19 protein-coding genes and 1 riboswitch are annotated in these 23914 nt (G+C 67.5%); of the genes, 10 read left to right on the top strand and 9 right to left on the bottom strand.

Annotated features, from left to right (window positions below):
- The 3 genes from C9412_RS00500 to C9412_RS00490 form a co-directional block, all read right to left on the bottom strand.
- Entirely contained in the window at positions 1-2166 is a 2166-nt protein-coding gene (locus C9412_RS00500; RefSeq protein ID WP_107230409.1) for a TonB-dependent hemoglobin/transferrin/lactoferrin family receptor, read from the bottom strand.
- A gap of 189 nt (positions 2167-2355) precedes the next feature.
- Entirely contained in the window at positions 2356-2550 is a 195-nt protein-coding gene (locus C9412_RS00495) for a hemin uptake protein HemP (RefSeq protein WP_005412278.1), read from the bottom strand.
- Positions 2551-2788: 238 nt separating this feature from the next.
- The gene (locus C9412_RS00490) at positions 2789-3760 is read right to left on the bottom strand and encodes an aldo/keto reductase (RefSeq protein ID WP_107230408.1); all 972 of its coding nucleotides are present in this window, start codon (positions 3758-3760) and stop codon (positions 2789-2791) included.
- 193 nt (positions 3761-3953) lie between these two features.
- Here C9412_RS00490 and C9412_RS00485 point away from each other — a divergent pair, with 193 nt between their 5' ends.
- The 5 genes from C9412_RS00485 to C9412_RS00465 all read left to right on the top strand — a co-directional run bounded on the left by C9412_RS00485 (position 3954) and on the right by C9412_RS00465 (position 8953).
- Positions 3954-5252, top strand: a complete 1299-nt coding sequence (locus tag C9412_RS00485) for a nucleoside transporter C-terminal domain-containing protein (protein WP_107229884.1) — start codon at positions 3954-3956, stop codon at positions 5250-5252.
- A 25-nt stretch (positions 5253-5277) separates the two neighbouring features.
- Positions 5278-6234, top strand: coding sequence for a ribokinase (locus tag C9412_RS00480; protein WP_107229883.1), 957 nt, complete (start codon positions 5278-5280; stop codon positions 6232-6234).
- A gap of 148 nt (positions 6235-6382) precedes the next feature.
- Positions 6383-6814 carry a hypothetical protein gene (locus C9412_RS00475; RefSeq protein WP_107229882.1) on the top strand — a complete coding sequence of 144 codons (432 nt, stop codon included), beginning with the start codon at positions 6383-6385 and terminating at the stop codon, positions 6812-6814.
- A 147-nt stretch (positions 6815-6961) separates the two neighbouring features.
- Entirely contained in the window at positions 6962-7957 is a 996-nt protein-coding gene (gene dusB, locus C9412_RS00470; protein WP_107230407.1) for a tRNA dihydrouridine synthase DusB, read from the top strand.
- Positions 7958-8125: 168 nt separating this feature from the next.
- Complete coding sequence (locus tag C9412_RS00465; RefSeq protein ID WP_107229881.1) at positions 8126-8953, top strand: class I SAM-dependent methyltransferase; 828 nt, start codon at positions 8126-8128, stop codon at positions 8951-8953.
- Positions 8954-9037: 84 nt separating this feature from the next.
- Here the strand turns inward: C9412_RS00465 and C9412_RS00460 are convergent, their stop codons facing one another.
- The 3 genes from C9412_RS00460 to C9412_RS00450 all read right to left on the bottom strand — a co-directional run bounded on the left by C9412_RS00460 (position 9038) and on the right by C9412_RS00450 (position 12696).
- Positions 9038-10069 (bottom strand): metal-dependent hydrolase, encoded by a 1032-nt coding sequence (locus C9412_RS00460; protein ID WP_107229880.1) that lies wholly within the window; start codon positions 10067-10069, stop codon positions 9038-9040.
- A 114-nt stretch (positions 10070-10183) separates the two neighbouring features.
- Positions 10184-10984 carry a UDP-2,3-diacylglucosamine diphosphatase gene (locus C9412_RS00455; protein WP_107229879.1) on the bottom strand — a complete coding sequence of 267 codons (801 nt, stop codon included), beginning with the start codon at positions 10982-10984 and terminating at the stop codon, positions 10184-10186.
- On the bottom strand, positions 10981-12696 hold the full coding sequence (locus tag C9412_RS00450; RefSeq protein ID WP_107229878.1) for a lysophospholipid acyltransferase family protein: 1716 nt from the start codon (positions 12694-12696) through the stop codon (positions 10981-10983). The genes C9412_RS00455 and C9412_RS00450 overlap by 4 nt, the downstream gene beginning before the upstream one ends.
- 334 nt (positions 12697-13030) lie before the next feature.
- On the opposite strand from C9412_RS00450, the gene metK reads away from it, so the two are divergent.
- Complete coding sequence (gene metK / locus C9412_RS00445) at positions 13031-14242, top strand: methionine adenosyltransferase (protein ID WP_010481882.1); 1212 nt, start codon at positions 13031-13033, stop codon at positions 14240-14242.
- A 183-nt stretch (positions 14243-14425) separates the two neighbouring features.
- Complete coding sequence (locus C9412_RS00440; protein WP_107229877.1) at positions 14426-14929, top strand: acyl-CoA thioesterase; 504 nt, start codon at positions 14426-14428, stop codon at positions 14927-14929.
- 124 nt (positions 14930-15053) lie between these two features.
- Here C9412_RS00440 and ppc read toward each other — a convergent pair whose 3' ends face one another.
- Positions 15054-17765, bottom strand: a complete 2712-nt coding sequence (ppc, locus tag C9412_RS00435; RefSeq protein ID WP_107229876.1) for a phosphoenolpyruvate carboxylase — start codon at positions 17763-17765, stop codon at positions 15054-15056.
- 260 nt (positions 17766-18025) lie between these two features.
- Positions 18026-20542, bottom strand: a complete 2517-nt coding sequence (locus C9412_RS00430; RefSeq protein WP_107229875.1) for a prolyl oligopeptidase family serine peptidase — start codon at positions 20540-20542, stop codon at positions 18026-18028.
- Positions 20543-20662: 120 nt separating this feature from the next.
- A riboswitch (S-adenosyl-L-homocysteine riboswitch) is annotated at positions 20663-20746 on the top strand.
- A 36-nt stretch (positions 20747-20782) separates the two neighbouring features.
- On the opposite strand from C9412_RS00430, the gene ahcY reads away from it, so the two are divergent.
- From ahcY to C9412_RS00415, 3 genes are all read left to right on the top strand, one after another.
- Entirely contained in the window at positions 20783-22228 is a 1446-nt protein-coding gene (ahcY, locus tag C9412_RS00425; protein ID WP_107229874.1) for an adenosylhomocysteinase, read from the top strand.
- Positions 22229-22440: 212 nt separating this feature from the next.
- Positions 22441-22914, top strand: coding sequence for a Cys-tRNA(Pro) deacylase (gene ybaK / locus C9412_RS00420; protein ID WP_107229873.1), 474 nt, complete (start codon positions 22441-22443; stop codon positions 22912-22914).
- Positions 22914-23399, top strand: coding sequence for a hypothetical protein (locus tag C9412_RS00415; RefSeq protein ID WP_107229872.1), 486 nt, complete (start codon positions 22914-22916; stop codon positions 23397-23399). The genes ybaK and C9412_RS00415 overlap by 1 nt, the downstream gene beginning before the upstream one ends.
- Before the next feature lie 101 nt (positions 23400-23500).
- Here C9412_RS00415 and C9412_RS20800 read toward each other — a convergent pair whose 3' ends face one another.
- Positions 23501-23911 carry an energy transducer TonB gene (locus C9412_RS20800; protein ID WP_258189901.1) on the bottom strand — a complete coding sequence of 137 codons (411 nt, stop codon included), beginning with the start codon at positions 23909-23911 and terminating at the stop codon, positions 23501-23503.
- Positions 23912-23914 lie beyond the last annotated feature (3 nt).

Below are 23914 nucleotides of genomic sequence, written 5' to 3'. Positions count from 1 at the left end.
TCACCAGGACACGGCAAGGCTGGCCGACAGGGTGCGGCCGGGGCTGGTATAGCGGTCCAGCACGCGGCTGGTCGGCGACAGCGTCGACCCCACGCTGGAGACGTTGGACCAATCGATGTAGCGCTTGTCGCCCAGGTTGAACACGCCGACGTTGAAGGTGGCGCCCGGGGCGAAGTTCCAGTGCGCCATCAGGTCGGCCACACCGTAGCCGGCCGGGCGGTACACCGTGGCCGAAGCAACGCGGTCCTTGCGCTTGACGAAGGTGCCGGCCAGTTCCACGCCCCAGGTATCGGTGTCATACATCAGCCCGACGGTGCCACGCAGCGGGTCAACCGAATCCAGCGGTACATCCTCGGTCTTGTTGTCGCCACGCGACCACGCCACCGCGCTGCGCAGTGCCCAGCCCTGCAGGCTCGGGCTGATCTGGCCGAAGTCGACGCCGGCCTTCAGTTCGGCGCCGTAGATGCGGGCGTCGGCGATGTTGCGCGACTGGAACACCATCAGGCCCTGTGCGTTGGTACCCACCAGCGACTGCGACTCGATGAAGTCCTTGTACTCGTTGTAGTAGCCGCTGACGCTGACGTAGGCGGCCGGCGACAGGAAGCGCAGGCCCAGTTCCATGCCATCACTGGTTTCCGGCTTCAGGTCCGGATTGGGAATGGCGGTGTAGCCGAAGGCGAAATTGGTGAAGCCGAGGTTGACGTCGTTGTACGGCGGCGAACGGAAGCCGTGCGAGTAGCCGGCAAACAGCGACCATTGGTCGGTGAAACGGTAGACCAGGCCGAACTTCGGCGAGACGCTGGTCTTGGTCAGCTTGGCCACCGCCACGCCCGGGTTGTCTTCGGCGAAGATGCTGTCCACCTCCGGCTTCAGTTCGTAGCGGTCCACGCGCACGCCGGGCACCAGCGACAGCTTGCCGTCCGCCAGGCGCATCTCATCCTGTGCATACAGGCCCAGCTCGGTGGTCTTGCTGATCGGGAAATCGCGGACCGGGAACGCATCGGGCAGGATGGTGGTGCTGATCTGGCCGTTGGCCAGGACCTGGAAGCCATCGCGCTTCTGGCGGATCTCGGTGCGTGCGCCCTCGAAGCCATAGGTCAGCGCGTGCTCGACGCTGCCGGTGCTGAAGGCCTTGTTGAACTGGGCCTGCAGGCCATACACGCGCTGGTCGAAGTTGAACTCGCGGTGGCGACGGCTGCGGTTGGCACGGTCCTCGTCGGTGATCTGGGTGGTTTCGCTGTGCTGGGTGTACAGCTGCCAGTGCAGGCTGTCGGCGAAGCCCTTGTCCAGCGCATCCATTTCATGCGCGAACGACACGCGGGTGCGGTTCTGCGTATCGCGTGCCTTCATGCCGGTGGTGGTGGTGCGGTCGATCGAGGACAGCACGTTGGTATCGGTGTTGTCTTCGTTGCCTTCCACGGTCAGGCGGAAGCGCTGGTCCTCGCTCGGTGCGTAGACCAGCTTGGCCAGGCCGCTGCGACCGTCGCGGTCCTGCGGATTGGGGGCGGTGCGGGTGTTGTCCAGGCTGCGCACGTCGCCCTTGTTGTCGGTTTCCTGGCCCTGGCGATGGTTGATGTTGACCATGCCGCTCCAGTGCTCACCACCGAAGGCGCTGGTCACCCCGCCAAGCAGGCCTTTCCACTCGCCGTCGTAGCCGAACTTCAGGCCGACGTAGCTGTCCTTGCCGTCCTTGAGGTAATCGGCCGGATCCTTGGTGACGAACGCCACCACACCACCGAGTGCGTCCGAGCCGTACAACGAGCTGGCCGGGCCGCGCACGATCTCCACGCGCTTGAGCGTGTCCAGATCGGTGAAGTTGCGGTTGGCGTTGGAGAACGAGCCGATGTTGAAGCTGGTCGGCATTGCGATGCCATCGGTCTGCACGCGCACGCGATTGCCGTCCAGGCCGCGGATGCGGATGCTGCCCAGGCCGAAGCGCGCCGCGCTGCGGCTGACCGACAGGCCCGGCTCGTAGCGCAGCAGATCCTTGATGTCCTGCACCAGATGGCGATCCATCTGCTCGCGGTCGATCACATCGACGGTGGCGGCAACGTCGCTGACCGCGCGCTCGGTGCGCGTGGCGGTGACCTGCACGCGGTCGAATTCGCGCGCCTCGGGGGCGGCGCTGGCCGCAGCAGCGGCGTGGGCGGACAGCGGCAGCGCGATCCAGACGGCAAGGCAGAGGGCGGTATGGCGGGTCATCGGGTTCGGTCAGTCAGGCAGGGGAACCCCCGGTTACCGGCACACCCGGAAGGTGCACGCGGTAGACCGAGGGGGAGAGAGCGGGCGCGGACGGGTCGCCCACCCTGCCGGCGCTGCCGGCAGGAGGGAGGGAGGCGGGCGACCAGACCGCGGTTACTTGGTCAGGATCAGCTTGTCGTTGCTGGTGTGCCGCAGGCGGTAGAAGCGGTCGCCGTGCTGGATCAGGATTTCACGACGGCCCTTGAGCAGGGCTTCGCTGTCGATGACCTCTTCCGGCGGAACGACGCGGACCGGACGATCGCGGAGGGTCAGCGTTTCGGGGCGCAGCAGTACAGGTTGAGCATTCATGAGCATCTGGACTCGTGCGAGGGACGAGTTAAATGATAATGATTCTCAGTTGACAATCAACAACCATTCTCACTTTCATTGATGAGATTAATGATCGAATTCGTAAATTCGATAGATCTCGTCAATCAAAATCCGCACGTGTAGCGTCGAGCTTGCTCGACTGACGTTTGCGATCCACTCGCAAGCGCCGTCGAGCAAGCTCGACGCTACGGGAGGCAGAGGCGAGAGGCCCCGTCGTTCAGGCGAACGCGGCTTCAACCTGCGCCCAGCCGGCGGCATCCACCTGCTCCAGCACGTCCAGCGCCTGCAGGTTCTGCAGCAGCTGCTCGACCCGGCTGGCGCCGAGGATCACGCTGGACACGTTCGGGTTGCGCAGGCACCAGGCGATGGCCAGCGTGGCCGGGGCCTGGCCCAGCGCGCGCGCCACCTCGCTGAAACGGCGTACCTGCGCCAGGCGCGCCTCGGCGTCAGCCCCCAGCACCAGGTCCTGCAGCCATTCCATCCCTTCCCGGCCCAGCCGCGCATCGGCGGGAATGCCCTGGTCGTACTTGCCGGTCAGCAGGCCCGAGGCCAGCGGCGAGAAGATGGTGGTGCCGAGGCCGGCGCGGGCGTACAGCGGCGCGTACTCGACCTCGACCCGCTCGCGGTGCAGCAGGTTGTACTGCGGCTGCTCCATCGACGGGCCCTGCAGGTTGTGTGCTTCGGCAACGTCCAGCGCCTGCTGGATCTGCGCAGCCGACCATTCCGAGGTGCCCCAGTAGAGGATCTTGCCCTGCCGCACCAGGGTGTCCATGGCATGCACGGTCTCGGCAACCGGTGCGTCCGGGTCCGGGCGGTGGCAGTAGTAAAGGTCCAGGTAGTCCACCCGCAGACGCTTGAGCGCGGCGTGGCAGGCGTCGGTCACGTGCTTGCGCGACAGGCCGCGCTGGGTCGGCCGCGGGTCCTTGGCGCTGCCGAAGAACACCTTGCTGGACACGCAGAAACCATCGCGCGGCAGGCGCAGGTCGGCAATCACATCGCCCATCACCTGTTCGGCGCGGCCGTTGGCATAGCCCTCGGCGTTGTCGAAGAAGTTGACGCCGTGGTCCCAGGCGGCGGCCACCAGGTTGCGCGCCTCGTCGCGCGGGATCTGGTCACCGAAGGTCACCCAGGCGCCGAAGGACAGGGCGGAAATCGGCAGGCCGGTGGAGCCCAGGCGACGGTAGTGCATGCAAATCTCCTGCTGCGGGCCCGCATCCGGGCCGGGATCGAACCCCATTCTACCTGCCGGCGCCGGCCGCAAGCCCTTGCCGTTGCTGGCCTGATCGGTACCGATGGCCGCCTGCACGCTGCTTTTCCTTGCCCCGGCCCCGGCCCTGCACTAGGCTTCCCGTTTTTCGCGACGCCCCAGGGGAGTCACTCACATGGTCGAAGGTTTGGGCAGGATCGGCTTCGGCCTGTTCGGGTTGGCGGTGCTGATCGGCATCACCTGGTTGTTTTCCAACAACAAGCGCGCGGTTGACTGGAAGCTGGTTGCCACCGGTATCACCCTGCAGATCGCCTTTGCGGCGCTGGTGATCCTGGTGCCGGGCGGCCGCGACGTGTTCGACGCGCTGGGGCACGGCTTCGTCAAGGTCCTGAGCTTCGTCAACGAAGGCTCGAAGTTCATCTTCGGCTCGCTGATGGACACCCAGAACTACGGCTTCATCTTCGCCTTCCAGGTGCTGCCGACCATCATCTTCTTCTCGGCGCTGATGGGCGTGATGTACCACCTCAACGTCATGCAGGCGATCGTGCGCGTGATGGCGTGGGCGATCACCAAGGTGATGCGCGTGTCCGGTGCGGAAACCACCAGCGTCTGCGCCAGCGTGTTCATCGGCCAGACCGAGGCGCCGCTGACCGTGCGCCCGTACATCGCCAAGATGACCCAGTCCGAGCTGCTGACCATGATGATCGGCGGCATGGCGCACATCGCCGGCGGCGTGCTGGCGGCCTATGTGGGCATGCTCGGCGGCGGCGACCCGGTGCAGCAGGCGTTCTACGCCAAGCACCTGCTGGCGGCCAGCATCATGGCGGCGCCGGCCACCCTGGTCGTGGCCAAGCTGCTGATTCCGGAAACCGGCACCCCGCTGACCCGCGGCACGGTGAAGATGGAAGTGGAGAAGACCTCCAGCAACATCATCGACGCGGCCGCCGCCGGCGCCGGTGACGGCCTGAAGCTGGCGCTGAACATCGGCGCCATGCTGCTGGCCTTCATCGCCCTGATCGCGCTGCTGAACGCCCCGCTGACCTGGATCGGTGATGTCACCGGCCTGGCCGCGATGATCGGCAAGCCGACCAACCTGTCGACCATCTTCGGTTACGTACTGGCCCCGATCGCGTGGGTGATCGGCACCCCGTGGGCCGATGCCACCACCGTCGGTTCGCTGATCGGCCAGAAGGTGGTGATCAACGAATTCGTGGCCTACACCGAACTGTCGCAGATCGTGAATGGCCAGATCGCCGGCGTGACCCTGTCCGACGAAGGCCGCCTGATCGCCACCTACGCGCTGTGCGGCTTCGCCAACTTCAGCTCGATCGCCATCCAGATCGGCGGCATCGGCGGCCTGGCCCCGGAACGTCGCCACGACCTGGCCAAGTTCGGCCTGCGCGCGGTGCTGGGCGGTACCATTGCCACCTTCATGACGGCCACCATCGCCGGCGTGCTGACGCACTTCAGTTGAACCCTTGGTTGAGAAAAGATTCCCTATGAGCAGCAGTGTCGTTGTCGTCGGTTCCTTCAATGTCGATCACGTGTGGCGGTGCGAGTCGCTGCCGGCACCGGGCGCGACCATTGCCGGCCGCTACAGCACCGGCCCGGGTGGCAAGGGCTTCAACCAGGCCGTGGCCGCCTGCCGCGCCGGCGCCGAGACGCACTTCTTGTGCGCGCTCGGCGATGACGCCGGTGGCGCCACCGCACGCGAACTGGCCGCGCAGGATGGGTTCGGGCTGATCGCCGAGGCCAGCAGCGAGCCGACCGGCACCGCGGGCATCTACGTGGACGCGCGTGGCCGCAACACCATCGTCATCGGCCCCGGCGCCAACGCCGCGCTCAGCACCGACTTCCTGCAGCAGCAGCAGGCGCGGCTGACTGCCGCCAAGGTGGTGCTGGTGCAGCTGGAATCGCCGGTGCAGACCATTGAAGCGGCACTGGCCACCGCCCGCGAGGCCGGTGTCACCACCGTGCTCAACACCGCGCCGGCCGACGCGCCCTCGACCATCGGCCTGCTCAAGCTGGCCGATGTGATCACCCCGAACGAGACCGAGTTCGCCGCCCTGCTCGGCCGCCATGTCGGCGAGCGCGTGGATGCCAACGACGTGGCCGCGCTCGATGGCGCCAGCCTGCATGCGCTGTGCCGCAAGCTGGTCGGCAACGGCACGGTGGTGGTGACCCTGGGTTCGGTGGGCGTGTTCGTCTCGCATGCCGACGAAAACCTGCGCGGCGACACCCAGCCGTACTACCGCGTGGGTGCCGAGCAGGTGCAGGCGATCGACACCACCGGTGCCGGTGACGCCTTCAACGGTGCACTGGCGGCCTCGCTGGCGCAGGTGGCCGACGCCCCGTTCGCCCGCCACGTGCGCTTCGCCAACCAGTTCGCCGGTCGTTCCACCGAAAAGGAAGGCGCCGCTGCGGCGATGCCGCGTTTCACCCCGGCCGACGTGTAGATCCACGCCATGCGTGGATGAAGAAGCCCGGGGGCGCAGGCACCCGGGCTTTCTTTTGCCCATCTCCACGCTCCTGCGACCGCCGGTCGCATTGCCGTCCCCCTGGCCTGCGCCCACCATTCACGCAGCTTCCCCGCTTGGGCAAGACATGGACGGATTCCCCTGGCTGCTGGTCGCGGCCGCCGGCAGTGCCGTCGCGGCGCTGCTGCACATTGCCTGCATTGCCTTCGGTGCCCCGTGGTACGAACGCTTCGGTGCCGGTGCGCGCGTGGTCCGGCTGGCCCAGGCCGGGCATTGGTGGCCGCCGCTGATGACCGCCGGCATCACTGCCGTGCTGGTGGCCTGGACGCTTTACGCACTGGCCGCCGCAGGCTGGCATTCGCCGCTGCCGGCCAGCCGCCTGGTCCTGCCCGCCATCGCTGCCTTGCTGCTGCTGCGCGCCGCAATGGGCTTCGGCCTGGCGCTGTTCCGCCCCGGCTACAACGGCGTGCGCTTCTGGGCGGCCAGCTCGCTGGCCTGCCTGGGCCTTGCGCTGGCCTTCGCCCTGGGTACCCGCCAGGCCTGGCAGAGCCTGGGCTAGCCGCTCAGCTTCGCCCGCCCTTGGGGGCGGTGGAAGCAACCGTCAAGCATCTGCTGATGCCGGTACGGCATGAGGTCGGTGCCGATCGGCCTGAACCCGGGGCCCGTCGACACCGCCCAGACCGCGCCCGCGCTCTACAATGGGCGCATGCAGATCGGCCCGTACACCATTGCCCCCAACGTCGTGCTGGCGCCCATGGCCGGCGTCACCGACAAGCCGTTCCGCCTGCTGTGCAAACGGCTGGGCGCGGGCTTGGCCGCCTCGGAAATGACCATCAGCGACCCGCGCTTCTGGAACACGCGCAAGTCGATCCACCGCATGGACCATGACGGCGAGCCGGCGCCGATCAGCGTGCAGATCGCCGGCACCGAACCGCAGCAGCTGGCCGAGGCGGCGCGCTACAACGTTGACCATGGCGCGCAGATCATCGACATCAACATGGGCTGCCCGGCCAAGAAGGTGTGCAACGCCTGGGCCGGTTCGGCGCTGATGCGCGACGAGCAGCTGGTGGCGCGCATCCTGGAAGCGGTGGTCAACGCGGTGGATGTACCGGTCACCCTGAAGATCCGTACCGGCTGGGATTGCGACCACCGCAATGGTCCGGTCATTGCGCGCATTGCCGAAGACAGCGGCATCGCCGCGCTGGCCGTGCACGGCCGCACCCGCGACCAGCATTACACTGGCCAGGCCGAATACAGCACCATTGCCGAGATCAAGGCCGCGCTGCGTATTCCGGTGATTGCCAACGGCGACATCGATTCGCCGCAGAAGGCCGCCTACGTGCTGCAGCAGACCGGCGTGGATGCGGTGATGATCGGCCGCTCGGCGCAGGGCCGGCCGTGGATCTTCCGCGAAGTGGCGCATTACCTGGCCACCGGGCAGGAGCTGCCGCCGCCCTCGCTGGCCGAAGTGCGCGACATCCTGCTGGGCCACCTGCACGCGCTGCATGCCTTCTATGGTGAACCGCAGGGTGTGCGCATCGCGCGCAAGCACCTGGGCTGGTATGCCAAGGACCGGCCGGAGAATGCCGCCTTCCGTGCGGTGGTCAACCGTGCCGAAGACCCGCAGAGCCAGATCGCGCTGACCACCGAGTACTTCGACCGCCTGATCGCCGGGGAACCGGCGTTGCCGTCGGCCGCCTGACCACCTGCGCCCTTGTAGCGTCGAGCTTGCTCGACTGGCGCATTTGTAGAGTCGAGCTTGCTCGACTGGTTTTCAGAACAGTCGAGCAAGCTCGACTCTACGCAACGTTGCGTCGCCCACCCCGGCGCAACACCCCACCAGCAAACTCGACCTCCACACGAGCCCGCCATGACCCCGCCGATCTCTTCCCCGACCTATCTGCACGGATTCTCCGGCACCGAGCAGCAGCGCCTGATGACCCAGGCCCGCCTGCTGGAATCGAGCATCTTCGGCCAGATCGACTACAGCGGCGCGCGGCGCCTGCTGGAAGTGGGCAGCGGCGTGGGGGCGCAGACCGAGATCCTGCTGCGCCGCTTCCCCGAACTGCACGTGACCGGCGTGGACCTGAGCGAGACCCAGTTGGCCACTGCCCGCGAGAACCTGGCCCGCACGCCGTGGTGCAGCGACCGCTACACGCTGCAGCAGGCCGACGCAGGCGAGCTGCCCTTCGAAGCGCGCAGCTTCGATGCCGCGTTCCTGTGCTGGGTGCTGGAGCATGTACCGTCGCCGGCGCGCGTGCTCAGTGAAGTGCGCCGCGTGCTCGCCCCCGGATCGCCGGTGTACATCACCGAAGTGATGAACGCCTCGTTCCTGCTCGATCCGTACTCGCCGCACATCTGGCGTTACTGGATGGCCTTCAACGACTTCCAGTACGACCATGGCGGCGATCCGTTCGTCGGTGCCAAGCTGGGCAACCTGCTGTTGGCCGGCGGTTTCCGCGATGTGCACACCGAGATCAAGACCATCCACCTGGACAACCGCGAACCGGCCCGTCGCAAGACGATGATCGCGTTCTGGGAACAGCTGCTGCTGTCGGCCGCCGACCAGCTGCTGCAGGCCGGCACGGTGGACGAGGAAACGGTGGAAGGGATGCGCCGCGAGTTCCGCCTGGTGCAGAACGATCCGAATGCGGTGTTCTTCTATTCGTTCGTGCAGGGCCGCGCCACGGTGTATTGAGGGCCCGATCCACGCATGGCGTGGATCTACTGTGCCATCCACGCATCGCGTGGATCTACTGTGCCATCCACGCATGGCGTGGATCTACGGCGCGGTGTGCCAGATCCGCTGCCACATCGCTGCCAGCCGGCCCTTCATCTCGGCCCGTGCCTGCGGGCTGCTGTAATCGGTGCGGCGCTGCTCGGGCACGATCGCCTGCCACCGCCCGTCCACCTGCTCGGCCACCACGAAGTTGAAGGTGTAGTCCGGTTCCAGGCCCATGCGCAGGTCGCTCAGCACCAGCCGGCCTTCCACCACCTGCGCACGCATGAAACCGCGGTTGAACCACTGCAGCTGCTGCACCGCTGGAATCGCCGCGGCTTCGCGCAGCGCCTGCACATTGGACGCATGACCCTCGAACTGCATCGGCCCCTGGTCGGCCAGCAGCGAGCGGTCAGCCACCACGTAGCCGCTGGGTGTCATCGCCACCACCCGCCACAGCAGCGTGTTGAACGGCATCGGCACCGAGAAGCGTGGCGCGTCACCCAGCCCCATCGCCGCCAGGCTCTGCTGCGCGGCACGGTCGACCTGCGCCTTGGCGATCAGGCCCCAGCCCAGGTAGGCGCTGCTGACCAGCAACGCCACGCCCAGCACCGTGCCCGCCCACGGCCGTGCACGTCCGAACCAGGCCAGCACGCAGCCCAGCAGCAGCCACACCGTGTAGGCGGGATCGATGATGAACACGCTCGAGCCCATCGCCGGATGCGGCCGCAGCGGCCACCACAGCTGCGTGCCGTAGACCGTGAACGCGTCCAGCACCGGATGGGTGAGCAGCGCCAGCTGGATCGCCCAGAACCAGCGCGTCGGCGACTGCGCGACCCGGCCGTTGCCGAAGCGCTTGAACAGCCACCAGATCAACGCGGCCACCCACGGCAGCACCAGCAGCGAATGGCTGAAGCTGCGGTGCTCGATCATGTTCGCCACCGGGTCGGCGGCGGTGAAGCCCAGCCACAACGCGTCGAGGTCCGGCAGGGTACCCAGCGCGGCACCGGCCAGCAGGGCCGCGCGGCGATGGCCGGGCGGGGCGATGGCAGCGGCAACGGCGCCACCAAGTACGATCTGGGTCAGGGAATCCATGGCCCGATGCTAGCGGCTTGCATACGCTTTTGTAGAGTCGAGCTTGCTCGACTGCGCTTCGCCCAGACCCCGTCGCGCACGGCCGTCGAGCAAGCTCGAGGCTACGAAAGCGGGCTACGCCGCCTGTGACAATCGCGCGCCCGGCAGCTCCACCAGGGTCTGGCCATTGTGATCGAGCAGGCGCAGCGCGCCATCATGGTCCTCGGCCAGCGCCGTCAGGCTCTCCACCCAGTCGCCGTCATTGGCGTAGACCAGGCCATCGCGCTCCACCAGCGCGGCGCGGTGGATATGCCCGCAGACGATACCGTCCAGCCCGCGCCGGCGCACGTCGTCCAACCCGGCCTGCACGAAGCGCTCGATATAGCGCTCGGCCGCGCCACTGCGCTTCTTCAGGAACTCCGACAGCGACCAGTAGCGCATGCCCAGCCGGCGCCGCACCGCGTTCAGCGCCTGGTTGCCGGTGAGGATGCGGTAGTACAGCCAGTCACCGAACTTTTCCTGCAGGCCACCGAAATGGGTCACGCCGTCGTACTCGTCACCGTGCGCGACCAGCAGCCGGCGCCCGTCGACGGTCACGTGGATGGCACGCCGGCGCACCTGCATCGCCGGCAGCATCACCCCGCACACGTGGCGCAGCGAGGCATCGTGATTGCCCGGGATGTAGATGATCTCGGTGCCGGCGCGGCGCAGCGCATGCAGGGCCTGGATGACCTCGCTGTGTGACTGCCGCCAGTTGGCACGGCGATGCGCCATCCACCACAGGTCGATGATGTCTCCGACCAGGTACAACCGTTCACAGCGCAGCTGGGAGAGGAACCGCGCCAGCTCGGCGGCATGGCAGTGACGCGAACCCAGGTGCACGTCGGAGACGAACACTGCGCGCCGGTGCGGCGACAGGTTCGCCAGCGTGCTCATGCCGGCGCCCCCGCGTCGCGCAGGTAGCGCTTGCGCTTGTTCGGCCGGATCGAGCACAGGTCCACCTCGATCAGGCCATCGATCGAATCGCTGAAATCAGGATCGACACCGAAGGCGAGGAAGCGCGCGCCGCCGGGTTCGCACAGATCGGTGTACTGGCGGTACAGCGTCGGCACGCCGGTGCCCAGCGCGGCCAGGTTGGCCTTGAGCACATCGAACGCGGCGCCGGCGTCCAATTCACCGAAGCTCGGAGGCGCGGCGAAGTACTGGAACGGCCGGTTCGATTCGGCCAGCCCGGCGGTTCCGCTGTAATAGCGCTGGTAGTAGGCCACCAGCTGCTCGCGCGCGTCGCGTGGCAGCGCGGAGCTGATCGACACCGCGCCGAACAGGTAGCGGATGCCCGGCCGGCACTGCAGGTAGGCGCCGATGCCCTGCCACAGGTAGTCCAGGCTGCGACTGCCCCAGTAGTCGGGCACCACGAAGCTGCGGCCCAGTTCCAGGCCCTCGGCGATATGGGTGATGGCGTCGTCGGAATAGCGGAACAACGACGCGCTGTAGAGCCCGGACAGGCCGTGCCGGGCCAGCGCCTGCGCGCCGCGCATGATCCGGTAGGCGCCGGCGATGCGCTGCGCGGCCGCGTCCCAGATCACGATGTGCTCGTACTGTGGGTCGTAGTCGTCCAGGTCACGGCTGCGGCCGGTGCCCTCACCCACCTGGCGGAAGGTCAGCTCGCGCAGGCGGCCCAGTTCCAGCAGCAGCGGAGAGTCGGCGGTGCAGGTGGCCAGCAGGATCTGCTTGCCGTCGGCGGTCTGGCCCAGCTGGGTGGCCGCGGCAATGCCGGCGGCAACCTGCGAGGGCGGCACGGGGGACGCCAGCGGCTCGGGGCCTGCGAAGGCAGCGGCATTGCCGGCCACACCGTTGCGGCCCAGCGCATACAGCGCGCGGCGCACCGCCAGCAGCTGTGCGCCCGGGTCACCGCCCTTGCCCAGCTGCATCGGCTCGCCGATGCTCAGCCGCAGCGGGCGGCCACGACGGGTGAACATTTCGCGCGCCAGCAGCGCGGTGCCGGCCGGCTTGAACAGGGTCGAGGCGCCGTAGAACAGCGCCGAGTTGCGCGCCTCCACCCGCACCGGCAGCACCGGCGCGCCCGCGGCGCGGGCAAAGCGGACGAACCCACGCTGCCAGCGGCCATCGCGGATACCGCGCAGCGACAGTCGCGAGACCTCACCGGCCGGGAACACGATCACGCACTGCTCGGCCGCCAACGCTTCTTCGACCGCATGCAGGCTGCCGCGCTGCGCCTTGCCACCGAGGATGCGCACCGGCAGCAGCAGATCCTGCAGCGGCGCGATCGCCCCCAGCAGGTCGTTGGCCACGATCCGCACGTCGCGGCGGATGCGGCCGACCGCATCCAGCAGCGCCAGTGCATCCAGCGCCCCGGACGGATGATTGGCCACGATCAGCAGGCGGCCGCTGGCCGGAATCCTGGCCAGGGCGGCGGGGTCCACCTGGTACTGGCCGTCGATGAACTCCAGGCCGGCGGCGACGAAGCCGAAGCCGCGCAGGCCTGAGCTGCGCTGCAGGAAGGCCTCGATCTGGTCCAGCCGCGACCATCGGCTGACGCTGCGCAGCAACGGCCGCGCCAGCTGGCCACGACGGCCATGGAACCAATCGGGGAAGCGTTGCTGGAGACGCTGTTCGAGTTCCTGCATGGCGGATCCACTCATGCCCGGCGGCCGGATTGGCCGACAGCCTGCGCCCGGCAGGCGGCAGCCAGATGGCGGTTTTGGGGCAGAACGATGACGGCGGCCCGCCTGCCCGTCGGCGTCGCGACCTGCGCGGTCGGGGCCGCCAGGCCGCCCGCCCGTTGTCACGCTGGTGGAACACTGGGCCTCGAGGCTGGGCCCCAATCCCGCACTGGCGGCCCCTGCGGGCCTACGCGGGCTTAACCACCGGCAACCGGTACCGGTTCACAATGCACAGGCGGCGCACCCCGTGTATCATGCGCGCCCATCTTTCCATCCGAATCAAGGGATATACCGCCTGATGTCCAGCTATCTCTTCACCTCCGAGTCGGTCTCCGAAGGCCATCCGGACAAGGTTGCCGACCAGATCTCCGATGCGGTGCTGGACGCGATCCTGACCCAGGACCAGCGCGCCCGCGTGGCCTGCGAGACCATGGTCAAGACCGGTGTTGCCATTGTGGCCGGTGAAATCACCACCAGCGCCTGGATCGACCTGGAAGCGCTGACCCGCAAGGTCATCACGGACATCGGCTACGACAGCTCCGACGTCGGCTTCGACGGCGCCACCTGCGGCGTGCTGAACCTGATCGGCAAGCAGTCGCCGCACATCGCCCAGGGCGTGGACCGCAAGAAGCCGGAAGAAATGGGCGCGGGCGACCAGGGCCTGATGTTCGGCTATGCCACCAACGAGACCGACAGCTACATGCCGGCGGCGATCCACCTGTCGCACCGCCTGGTCGAGCAGCAGGCCAAGATCCGCAAGAAGAAGAACTCGCCGCTGTCGTGGCTGCGCCCGGACGCCAAGAGCCAGGTCACTCTGCGCTATGAAAACGGCGTGGTCTCGGCCATCGACGCGGTGGTCCTGTCGACCCAGCACGCCCCGGGCATCAAGCAGAAGGACCTCATCGAGGCCGTCCGCGAAGAGATCATCAAGCCGGTGCTGCCGGCCAAGTGGCTGCACAAGGGCACCAAGTTCCACATCAACCCGACCGGCAAGTTCGAGATCGGCGGCCCGGTGGGCGACTGCGGCCTGACCGGCCGCAAGATCATCGTCGACACCTACGGCGGCTGGGCCCGTCACGGTGGTGGCGCGTTCTCCGGCAAGGACCCGTCCAAGGTCGACCGTTCGGCTGCCTACGCCGCGCGCTACGTTGCCAAGAACGTCGTTGCCGCCGGCCTGGCCGACCGTTGCGAAGTGCAGGTCTCCTACGCCATCGGCGTGGCTGAGCCGACCTCGATCTCGGTCACCACCTTCGGCACCGGCAAGATCAGCGACGACAAGATCGAGAAGCTGATCCGCAAGCACTTCGACCTGCGCCCGTACGGCATCATCAAGATGCTGGACCTGGTGCACCCGATGTACCAGCAGACCGCGGCCTACGGCCACTTCGGCCGCAAGCCGAAGGAGTTCAGCTACCTCAACGGCGAAGGCGAGACCGTCAACGCCACGGCCTTCTCCTGGGAAAAGACCGACCGCGCCGCCGCCCTGCGCGCCGATGCGAAGCTGAAGTAAGAAACACGAAGGGCCGCTGTAGAGCCGACTGTTAGTCGGCTGACCTTCACGAAGGGCCGCGCAAGCGGCCCTTCTCTTTTCTGGTAGAGCCGGCCGCTGGCCGGCTTTTTCATGGCCTCCGGAAACGATCGCGCGGTTGCCGGCCAGCGGCCGGCACTACCCGGTTGCCGATACAATCGGGCCATGTCGACCGAACTGAAAACCCACCAGCTGTCCATGACCGTGCTGATGTCGCCGGAGATGGCCAATTTCTCCGGCAAGGTCCACGGCGGCGCCATCCTGCGCCTGCTCGACCAGGTGGCCTACGCCTGCGCCAGCCGCTACGCCGGCCGCTACGTGGTCACCCTGTCGGTGGACCAGGTGATGTTCCGCCAGCCGATCGCGGTGGGTGAACTGGTCACTTTTCTGGCCTCGGTGAACCATACCGGCACCTCGTCGATGGAAATCGGCATCAAGGTGGTGGCCGAGGACATCCTCAAGCGCAGCGTGCGCCACGCCAACAGCTGCTTCTTCACCATGGTGGCGGTGGACGAGGAAGGCCGGCCGACGCCGGTGCCGCCGTTGCAGCCGGCCACCTCCGACGAGAAGCGCCGCCAGGCCGCCGCGCAGATCCGCCGCCAGCTGCGCCAGGAAATGGAACAGCGGCACCTGGAACTGCTGGCGTCGAACCCGCCCTCGGCGGAGTAGCGTCGAGCTTGCTCGACTGGGTTCCGCGTCAGTCGAGCAAGCTCGACTCTACCGTTGCGAACCCGCCGTCGCCGGAGGAATAAGGTAGTGCCGGCCGCTGGCCGGCACTACCCTGCCAGGTGGATCACCCGGTGTTCTGCACGCCCTGCGAAACACCGTTCACGCAGGCCACCAGCGCGCGCAGCAGGTCCTCGTCATCGCGTCCGCTGGCCCGCCAGCGCTGCAGCAGGTCCACCTGCAGCACGCTGATCGGATCGACATAGGGATTGCGCAGGCGGATCGACAGCGCCAGCCGTGCGTCATGGTCCAGCAGCGTCTGCTGGCCCATCAGCGCCAGCAGCCACTGCCGGGTCAGTTCCAGTTCGCGCTGCACCTGCGAGAAGAAGCGCGCGTGCAGGTCGCCGGACAGTTTCGAGAACTGCTCGGCGATGGTGATATCGCCCTTTGACAGCACCATCGCGATGTCGTCAAGGAAGGTGCGGAAGAACGGCCAGTCCCGCGCCATCTCGCGCAGGGTGCCCTCATGGCCGGCATCCACCGCCGCCTGCAGGCCACTGCCCACGCCGTACCAGCCGGGGATGACCGCGCGCGCCTGGCTCCAGGCGAACACCCAGGGAATCGCGCGCAGGTTGCCCAGTGCCGCGTCCTGGCCGAGGCGGCGCGACGGCCGCGAGCCCAGCGTCATCCGCTCGATCACATCGATCGGCGTGGCGGTGCGGAAGTAGTCCATGAAACCGGCCTGGCCGACGAAGCCGCGATAGACCTCGCTGCTGGCAGACGCCACCGCATCCATCACCGGCCGCCAGTCATCCTCGCGCGGCTCGGCCGCACGCGGGCGCAGGCTGGCGCGCAGCACCGCGCCGGCGGCCTGTTCCAGTGAACGCAGCGCCAGCGCACGGATGCCGTACTTGCGGTGGATCACCTCGCCCTGCTCGGTCACCCGCAGGCGCCCATCGATGCTGCCGCGCGGCGACGCATCGACCGCGTGCGTGGTCTTGCCGCCGCCACGGCTGATCGAGCCGCCACGGCCATGGAAGAACGTCAACCCGATGCCGGCCTCGGCCGCCACCTCCAGCAGCTCCACCTGCGCGCGTTGCAGGCCCCAACGTGATGCCGCAATGCCACCGTCCTTGCTGCTGTCCGAATAGCCGAGCATCACCATCTGCACATCGCCACGCGCACGCAGATGGGCGCGATACACCGGGTCGGCCAACAGGTCACGCAGGGTGGCGGTGCCGCGCTTGAGGTCGTCCACGGTTTCGAACAGCGGCGCGATATCCAGCGGTACCGAACCGCCCTCTTCCACCAGGCCGCCACGGCGTGCCAGCGCCAGCACCGCCAGCACATCGCTGCGGTCGTGCGCCATCGAGATGATGTAGCTGCCGAGTGCATCGCCACCATGCCGTGCGCGCGCATCGGCCAGTGCGGCGAACACCGCATCCAGGCGCGCGTTGCCTTCGTCGTTGCCGGCCGGCAGCGGTGTCTCACCGCTGGCATGCGGGCCCAGCAGCCGCGCACGGCCGAGCGCATCCAGCGCCTGCCACGCCTCCTCGCCGCCCAGCACCGAGGCCAGTGCACGTGCATGCACGCTCGATTCCTGCCGCACATCCAGGCGTGCCAGATGGAAGCCGAAGGTCTTCACCCGCCACAGCAGTCGCTGCACGGCAAAGCCGCCGGCGTGCTCACCGCGGTTGGCGCGCAGGCTGTCCAGGATCAGCTGCAGATCCTCGATCAGTTCATCGGGGCCAGCGTAGGCGCCTTCGCCGTCCTCCAGCGTGGCCTGCAGGCGCACCCGCATGCGGTCGTTGAGCAGGCGGTACGGCATGTCAGCATGGCGCGGCCGCGACTGCACCTGCGGCAACAGCTGCTGGTAATGCGCCACGCGCGCCTGCAGCGCATCACTGACCCCCACCCGCTCGGTGGACTGGCTGAGCAGGCTCGCCAGCTGCAGCAGTTCCTTCTGGTAGCGGCCCAGCACCGCCTGCCGCTGTGCATCCAGCGTGTTGCGGATGGTGTGGGCATCCACGTTCGGATTGCCGTCCATGTCACCGCCCACCCAGGTGCCAAAACGCAGCAGGCGCGGCAACGGCAGTTCTTCGCCATAGGTATCGCGCAGCGCCTGCTGCAGCGATTCGTACAGCACCGGAATCACCCGGTACAGCACCTGCACCAGATAGAAGCCGACGTGTTCGCGTTCGTCATCGACGGTGGGCCGCACCGGCGAGGAATCGGTGGTCTGCCATGAGGCGGTCAGTGCCATGCGGAAGCGCGCAGCATCGGCGGCGGCTTCACCGGGCGTGCGCTGGCCATCCAGATTGTCGACCAGGCTGGCCACCATCAGCTGCTCTTTTTCCAGCAGCGCGCGGCGCACGGCTTCGGTGGGATGGGCGGTGAACACCGGTTCGATGTCGATGCGCGGGAGCCACTGCGCCAGTTCATCCAGGCTCACGCCCTGCGCCTTCAGGTGCTGCAGGGCATCCTGCAGGCCATCGGGCTGCGGTGCGGCGGTGCCGGCGCGCTGGTAGTCGCGGCGACGCCGGATGCGGTGCACGCGCTCGGCGATGTTGACCACCTGGAAGTAGGTGCTGAACGCACGCACCATGGTTTCGGCCTGCTGCGGCGAGCGCCCGGCCAGGCCCTCGGCCAGCTCCGACAGCGGCGCCTGGTTCTCGCGGCGGGCGATGGCGCGGGTACGTACCTCTTCCACATCGTCGAGGAAAGCGGCCGATACCTGTTCCACCAACAGGTCGCCGACCAGCGCGCCGAGCCGGCGCACATCATCGCGAAGCGGAAGATCGGGGGAAGCGAATTCGATGCTGCTGCGGTACTCGTTCATCGGCGACGCACGGGCCTCGGTCAACGGATCCTGAGCCCAAGCCTATCCCAGATCGGGCGTCGTGCTGCGATGCAAAAATGGTTTCATCTGCACGTATCCCGGCAACACCTGAAGGGTAGCGTCGACTGTTAGTCGACTGCTTTCCTGTCAGATCTTCGAAAACCCGCGCTGCGCGCGATAGTCGACTAACAGTCGACTCTACCCAGTCGACTCTACGCCGTGGCATGGCGGCCCCGTTGCAGGGGCCGCCGTCAGGCACGTCAGCGCTTCTTCTTCGCCTTGCCCTGCTCGGCCGGGCCGATGGTCTGCTCCAGCCAGCGCTCGCTCTCGGCCAGCATGGTCATGATCGATTCGCGTGCGCGGTAGGCATGCGATTCGTTGGGCAGCATCACCAACCGCGCGGTGCCGCCCAGGCCCTTCACCGCAGCGAACATGCGCTCGCTCTGGATCGGGAACGTGCCGGAGTTGTTGTCGTCCACGCCATGGATGAACAGGATCGGATCCTTGATCTTGTCGGCGTAGTTGAACGGCGCCATCTTCTGGTAGACGTCCTGCGCCTGCCAGTAGTTGCGCTCCTCGGCCTGGAAACCAAACGGGGTAAGCGTGCGGTTGTACGCGCCGCTGCGCGCGATGCCGGCCTTGAACAGGCGCGTATGCGCCAGCAGGTTGGCGGTCATGAACGCACCGTAGGAATGGCCACCGATGGCGATGTGCTCGCGATCGGTCACGCCACGCCGCACCACCTCATCCACCGCGGCCTGTGCATTGGCCACCAGCTGTTCGATGTAGGTGTCATTGGGCTCCTTGTCGCCCTCGCCGATGATCGGCATCGACGGGCTGGCCAGCACCACGTAGCCCTTGGCCAGGAACGCCTGCGGCCCCCAGTAGCTGACCGCGTTGAAACGGTACGGCGAATCGGTCACCTGGCTGGCCGCGGCCGCGCTCTTGAACTCGCCCGGGTAGGCCCACATCAGCAGCGGGCGCGGGCCGTCGCGCTTCGGGTCGTAGCCCGGCGGTAGCAGCAGGGTTGCGGTCAGATCGACGCCATCCTTGCGCTTGTAGCGGATCTGCTCCTTCTGCACGCCCTTCAGCTGCGGCAGCGGGTGGGCGAAGTGGGTCAGCGCGCGCGGTGCGGCGCTGGCATCGGCCAGCGACTGCACGTAGAAGTTGGCCGGCTCATCCGGGCTCTCGCGGCTCAGCAGCAGCGAACTGCCCTGCGCGTCCAGCAGCGCCACCGGCGCGGCGTAGCTGGGCGCCTGCGAGTGGAACAGGCGGGTGGCCTTGCCCGTGGCGATATCGAAGCGGTCCACGAACGGACGATCACCTTCCGGCGACGCACCGGCACCGGCCAGATACAGGCTGCCGCCATCGGCGCTGGTCTGCAGCAGCGAGCGGCCACGCTCATCGCTGGCCAGCAGCGGCCGGCCCGGGTCGGCGTAGCGGTCCTGCGCATCGCGGTCCCACAGCAGGCGCGGTTCGGCGCTGGCGTTGTCCGGGGCGATCAGCCAGGTCTTGGTCCTGCGCGTCTTCCACCACGATTCGCCCAGCAGGGCCAGGTCACCCCGGCCCCAGCTGATGCCGGCGAAACGGCTGCCGAGCTGGGCCAGGGTCACCGGCGGCGTGTCGAACGGCGCGGCCTGCATCAGCACCGCATCGCGCACCTTGGCTTCGCGGTTCGGATCACCACCATCCTGTGCTTCGGCCCAGACCAGGGTGGCATCGGCATCGCCGCGCCAGCTGATGTCACGCACGCCGGTCACCTCGGCGTCATTGCCGGTCGGCAGGCCTTCCACCAGCGGCCGCACCGCCACGGTGTGCACCAGTTTGCCGCTGGTACGGTCGATCACTTCGATGCGGCGCGGGAAACTGCTCACCGGCACCACGTAGGAATACGGCCGCTGCACCGGCTGGCGCAGCACGAAGCGGCCATCGGGCGACACCGCGAAACCCATGAAGATGCCCGGCGCGCCGATCGCGCGGGTGCTGCCATCCAGGCCGACTTCCATCGGCTGGGTGGTGGCGTAGTAGTCGAACTGGCGCGCGTCGGCCTCGTTCTTCAGCAGGTCCTGGTAGGTGCGGATCGACACCACGCCGCCGCCCTGGCTGGTCTGCTGCACCGCAGGTCCGGTCGGGATGCCATCGGCGGCCGGTGCGGCCCCGAGGTTGGCCGGGCGGGTGAACACCACCAGCCCACGGCTGTCCGGCAGCCACTGGTAACCGCTGCCGATCACCGTGTTCAGGCCCGCCACCAGGCGCCGGGCGCTGCCGCCGGCCACATCCACCAGCCACAGCTCGTTGGCGCCACTGGCCGCGTCGAGCTGGTTGAAGGCCAGCCACTTCTGGTCCGGCGACCACATCAGGCTGGCGATCGACAGCGTGCCCGGCAGGCCGCTGATCTGCCGTTCCCTGCCGTCGGCCACGTTCATCAGCCACAGCTTTTCGCCGAAGCTGAAGCGGCTGTCGGAGAACGTGCGCGGGTTGATGCGCAGGCCGGCCAGCTTCAGCTCCGGCTGCGCCACCACCTGGATCGACGGCAGCGACGGCATCTGCATCAGCGCGGCCACGTCGCGGCGCGGCGACAGGAACAGCGAGGGCGCGCGCGGGGCATCGACCACCGCCTGCAGTGCGGCCGAAGGCAGTTCGTAGCCGTTGACGCCCTGCGCCTGCGTCGTGGCGGCCTGCGGTGCCGCCGCCCAGGCCAGCGGGGCCACCGCCAGCAGTCCCATCGACAGGACCAGGCCGGTCCAGCGCCGCGTACGGCGCGCGTGCATGCTCATCGTTCCACCTGTGTGATGCGTGAAAACACCGACCTTAACAGGCCGTGCACGCCGCCCCACCTGCCGATGGTTGGGTCATCCCGATCTCATGCCGGGGCCGCGATATAATGGGGGTTCTCCCCTGCCGAGGGGCGCTGCGACCGGATCCCACGAGGCCCGGCCAGGCTCGGTAAGGTGGCTTTGTAACAACGGCGCCCGGCTAGATGCGAGCACCCGCTCGCCCACAACCGGAGCTACTGCATGAACGCTGTTGCCAAGACCTTCTCCACCGAAGGCGACTACAAGATCCGCGATATCACCCTGGCCGACTGGGGCCGCAAGGAACTGGACATCGCCGAGCATGAAATGCCGGGCCTGATGTCGATCCGCCGCAAGTACCAGGCCGAGCTGCCGCTGAAGGGCGTGCGCGTGACCGGCTCGCTGCACATGACCATCCAGACCGCGGTGCTGATCGAGACCCTGAAGGACATCGGCGCCGACGTGCGCTGGGCCTCGTGCAACATCTTCTCCACCCAGGACCACGCCGCTGCGGCCATCGCCGCCACCGGCACCCCGGTGTTCGCCTGGAAGGGCGAGACCCTGGAAGAGTACTGGGACTGCACCCTGGACGCGCTGACCTTCACCCTGGCCGACGGCACCCTGACCGGCCCGGAGCTGGTGGTCGACGACGGCGGTGACGTCACCCTGCTGATCCACAAGGGCTACGAGCTGGAAAACGGCAGCGACTGGGTCAACACCGCCTCGTCCTCGCACGAAGAACAGGTCATCAAGAACCTGCTCAAGCGCGTGGCCAAGGAACGTCCGGGTTACTGGGGCCGCGTGGTCAAGGACTGGAAGGGCGTCTCCGAAGAGACCACCACCGGCGTGCACCGCCTCTACCAGCTGGCCCAGGCCGGCACCCTGCTGATCCCGGCGATCAACGTCAACGACTCGGTCACCAAGAGCAAGTTCGACAACCTGTACGGCTGCCGCGAGTCGCTGGCCGATGGCCTGAAGCGCGCGATGGACGTGATGCTGGCCGGCAAGGTGGCCGTGGTCTGCGGTTACGGCGACGTCGGCAAGGGCTGCGCTGCCTCGCTGCGTGCCTACGGTGCACGCGTGATCGTCACCGAGATCGACCCGATCTGCGCCCTGCAGGCGGCGATGGAAGGCTATGAAGTCAACACCATCGAATCGACCCTGGGCCGTGCCGACCTGTACGTCACCACCACCGGCAACAAGGACATCATCCGCATCGAGCACCTGAGCGCGATGAAGGACCAGGCCATCGTCTGCAACATCGGCCACTTCGACAACGAGATCCAGGTCGATGCGCTGGTGTCCTTCGCCGGCATCAAGCACGTCAACATCAAGCCGCAGGTGGACAAGTACGTCTTCCCGAACGGCAACGCGATCTTCCTGCTGGCCGAAGGCCGCCTGGTGAACCTGGGCTGCGCCACCGGCCACCCGAGCTTCGTCATGTCCAACTCGTTCGCCAACCAGACCCTGGCCCAGATCGACCTGTGGGCGAACAAGGACAGCTACGAGAAGAAGGTCTACCTGCTGCCGAAGAAGCTGGACGAAGAAGTCGCGCGCCTGCACCTGGAGAAGATCGGCGTGAAGCTGACCACCCTGAGCCAGGAACAGGCCGACTACATCGGCGTGCCGGTGGAAGGCCCGTTCAAGCCGGACCACTACCGCTACTGATGCCGTGCGCGGGGTCGGCCAGCGGCCGGCACTACCCGCGCGACCGGGGTCGGATCCCTTTCCGCAGGAAAGGGCTCTGACCCCGGCAACGGTTCGGACAGAACGGGCGCCTTCGGGCGCCCGTTCTGCGTTTGCGTGTGGCCGTACATCACGCATCCACCCGCAATAGCCTCGGTCAAGGCAATCCATTTCCCACACGCTACGATGCGTCCATGACCCCGGCCATCAACCTGCTCAAGCGCGAGAAGATCGCCCACACCGTGCGCAGCTACGTGCACGACGCCCACGCCGAATCCTATGGTGGCGAAGCCGTCGACAAGCTTGGCCTGGACCCGGCCCAGGTGTTCAAGACCCTGCTGGCCAGCACCGAGGCACACGAACTGCTGGTGGCGATCGTGCCGGTGGCCGGCCAGCTGGACCTGAAGGCATTGGCCGAAGCGGCCGGCTGCAAGAAGTGCGAGATGGCCGCTGCCGATGCCGCGCAGCGCGCCACCGGCTACCTGGTCGGTGGCATCAGCCCACTCGGGCAGAAGAAGCACCTGCGCACCTTCCTGGATGCCAGTGCCGAAGCGCTACCCGCGCTGCACGTCAGCGCCGGACGCCGTGGCCTGGAAGTGGAACTGGCACCGGCCGACCTGCTGCGGCTGACCGCCGGCCATTACGCGGCGATCGGCAAGTCACGTTGATGCGCTGGCCGTGGTCCGCAGCGCCGTCGCCCCGGCTTGAGGACGCTCAGGCCGATGTCCTGCTGCAGGACCTGCTGTCACGCGATGGCAAGCGCATCACCGACGCTGCACGCACGGTCGCACGGCTGTTCACCACGTCCTCGCTGGATGCATTGGCCACGCATGCAGACCTGATCGAACAGCGCTGCCAGGGCATCGCGCTCGGCGGCATGCTGATCAGCAACCAGGCGCACCTGAAAGCGGCGCTGCTTCGGTTGCGCCACTGGCGAACGCGCGAAGGCTGCCTGTGCACGCTCAATGCAAGCTACCCGTTCTTCGATCCGCGTCTTCTGATCGAACAAGGGCAGATGCAGCTGCTCTCGTTGCAGGAGGCCGAGGATGGCTCGGGCGATTGCCACACGGTCGCCTGTGCACACTGCGGCCAACGCTGGCAGGCAATCGACCGCGAGTACCATTATCCGTGGTGGGAATGGAAAACCGCCTGACCGGATGCAGCCACGCATGGCGTGGCTCTACTGCGGTCCGCACTTCCACGTCACACGTGGATGGCATTGCCCCGTAGATCCACGCCATGCGTGGATGGCGGTCACTCCACCAACTCATACCGCATCGGTACGCGCACGATGCTCAATTCCGGCACTGCACTCTTCGCGTCGGTGCGGGTGAAGCGCCAACCACGCAGTTCCTCAACCGCCGCTTCATCCAGCACCGCATGACCGCTGGATCTTTCGACAATCACTGCAACGACGGCGCCCTGCGCATCCACCACGGCCTTGAGCAGACTGCGACCGGAAAGCCCTTCCTGCATGGCCTGCCTCGGGTAGCGCGGCGACACACCGCGGGGTGGCATCCAGGCCGTCTCGTCGCCCGCGAACAGATCCCGGCTGCTGCGCGCGGCACATCGCTTCGGTGTACGCAGCATCAGTGATGGCCGCAGGCTGTCTACCGTCACCTCCGCAGGTGCTGCGCAGGCATGCTGCACCAGCACCTCCAGCATCTG

It is taken from the genome of Stenotrophomonas sp. Nf1, assembly GCF_003028475.1.
Classification (GTDB): domain Bacteria; phylum Pseudomonadota; class Gammaproteobacteria; order Xanthomonadales; family Xanthomonadaceae; genus Stenotrophomonas.
The sequence above is the reverse complement of the archived record's forward strand: the minus strand, read 5'-3'. Positions and strand labels throughout refer to the sequence as shown.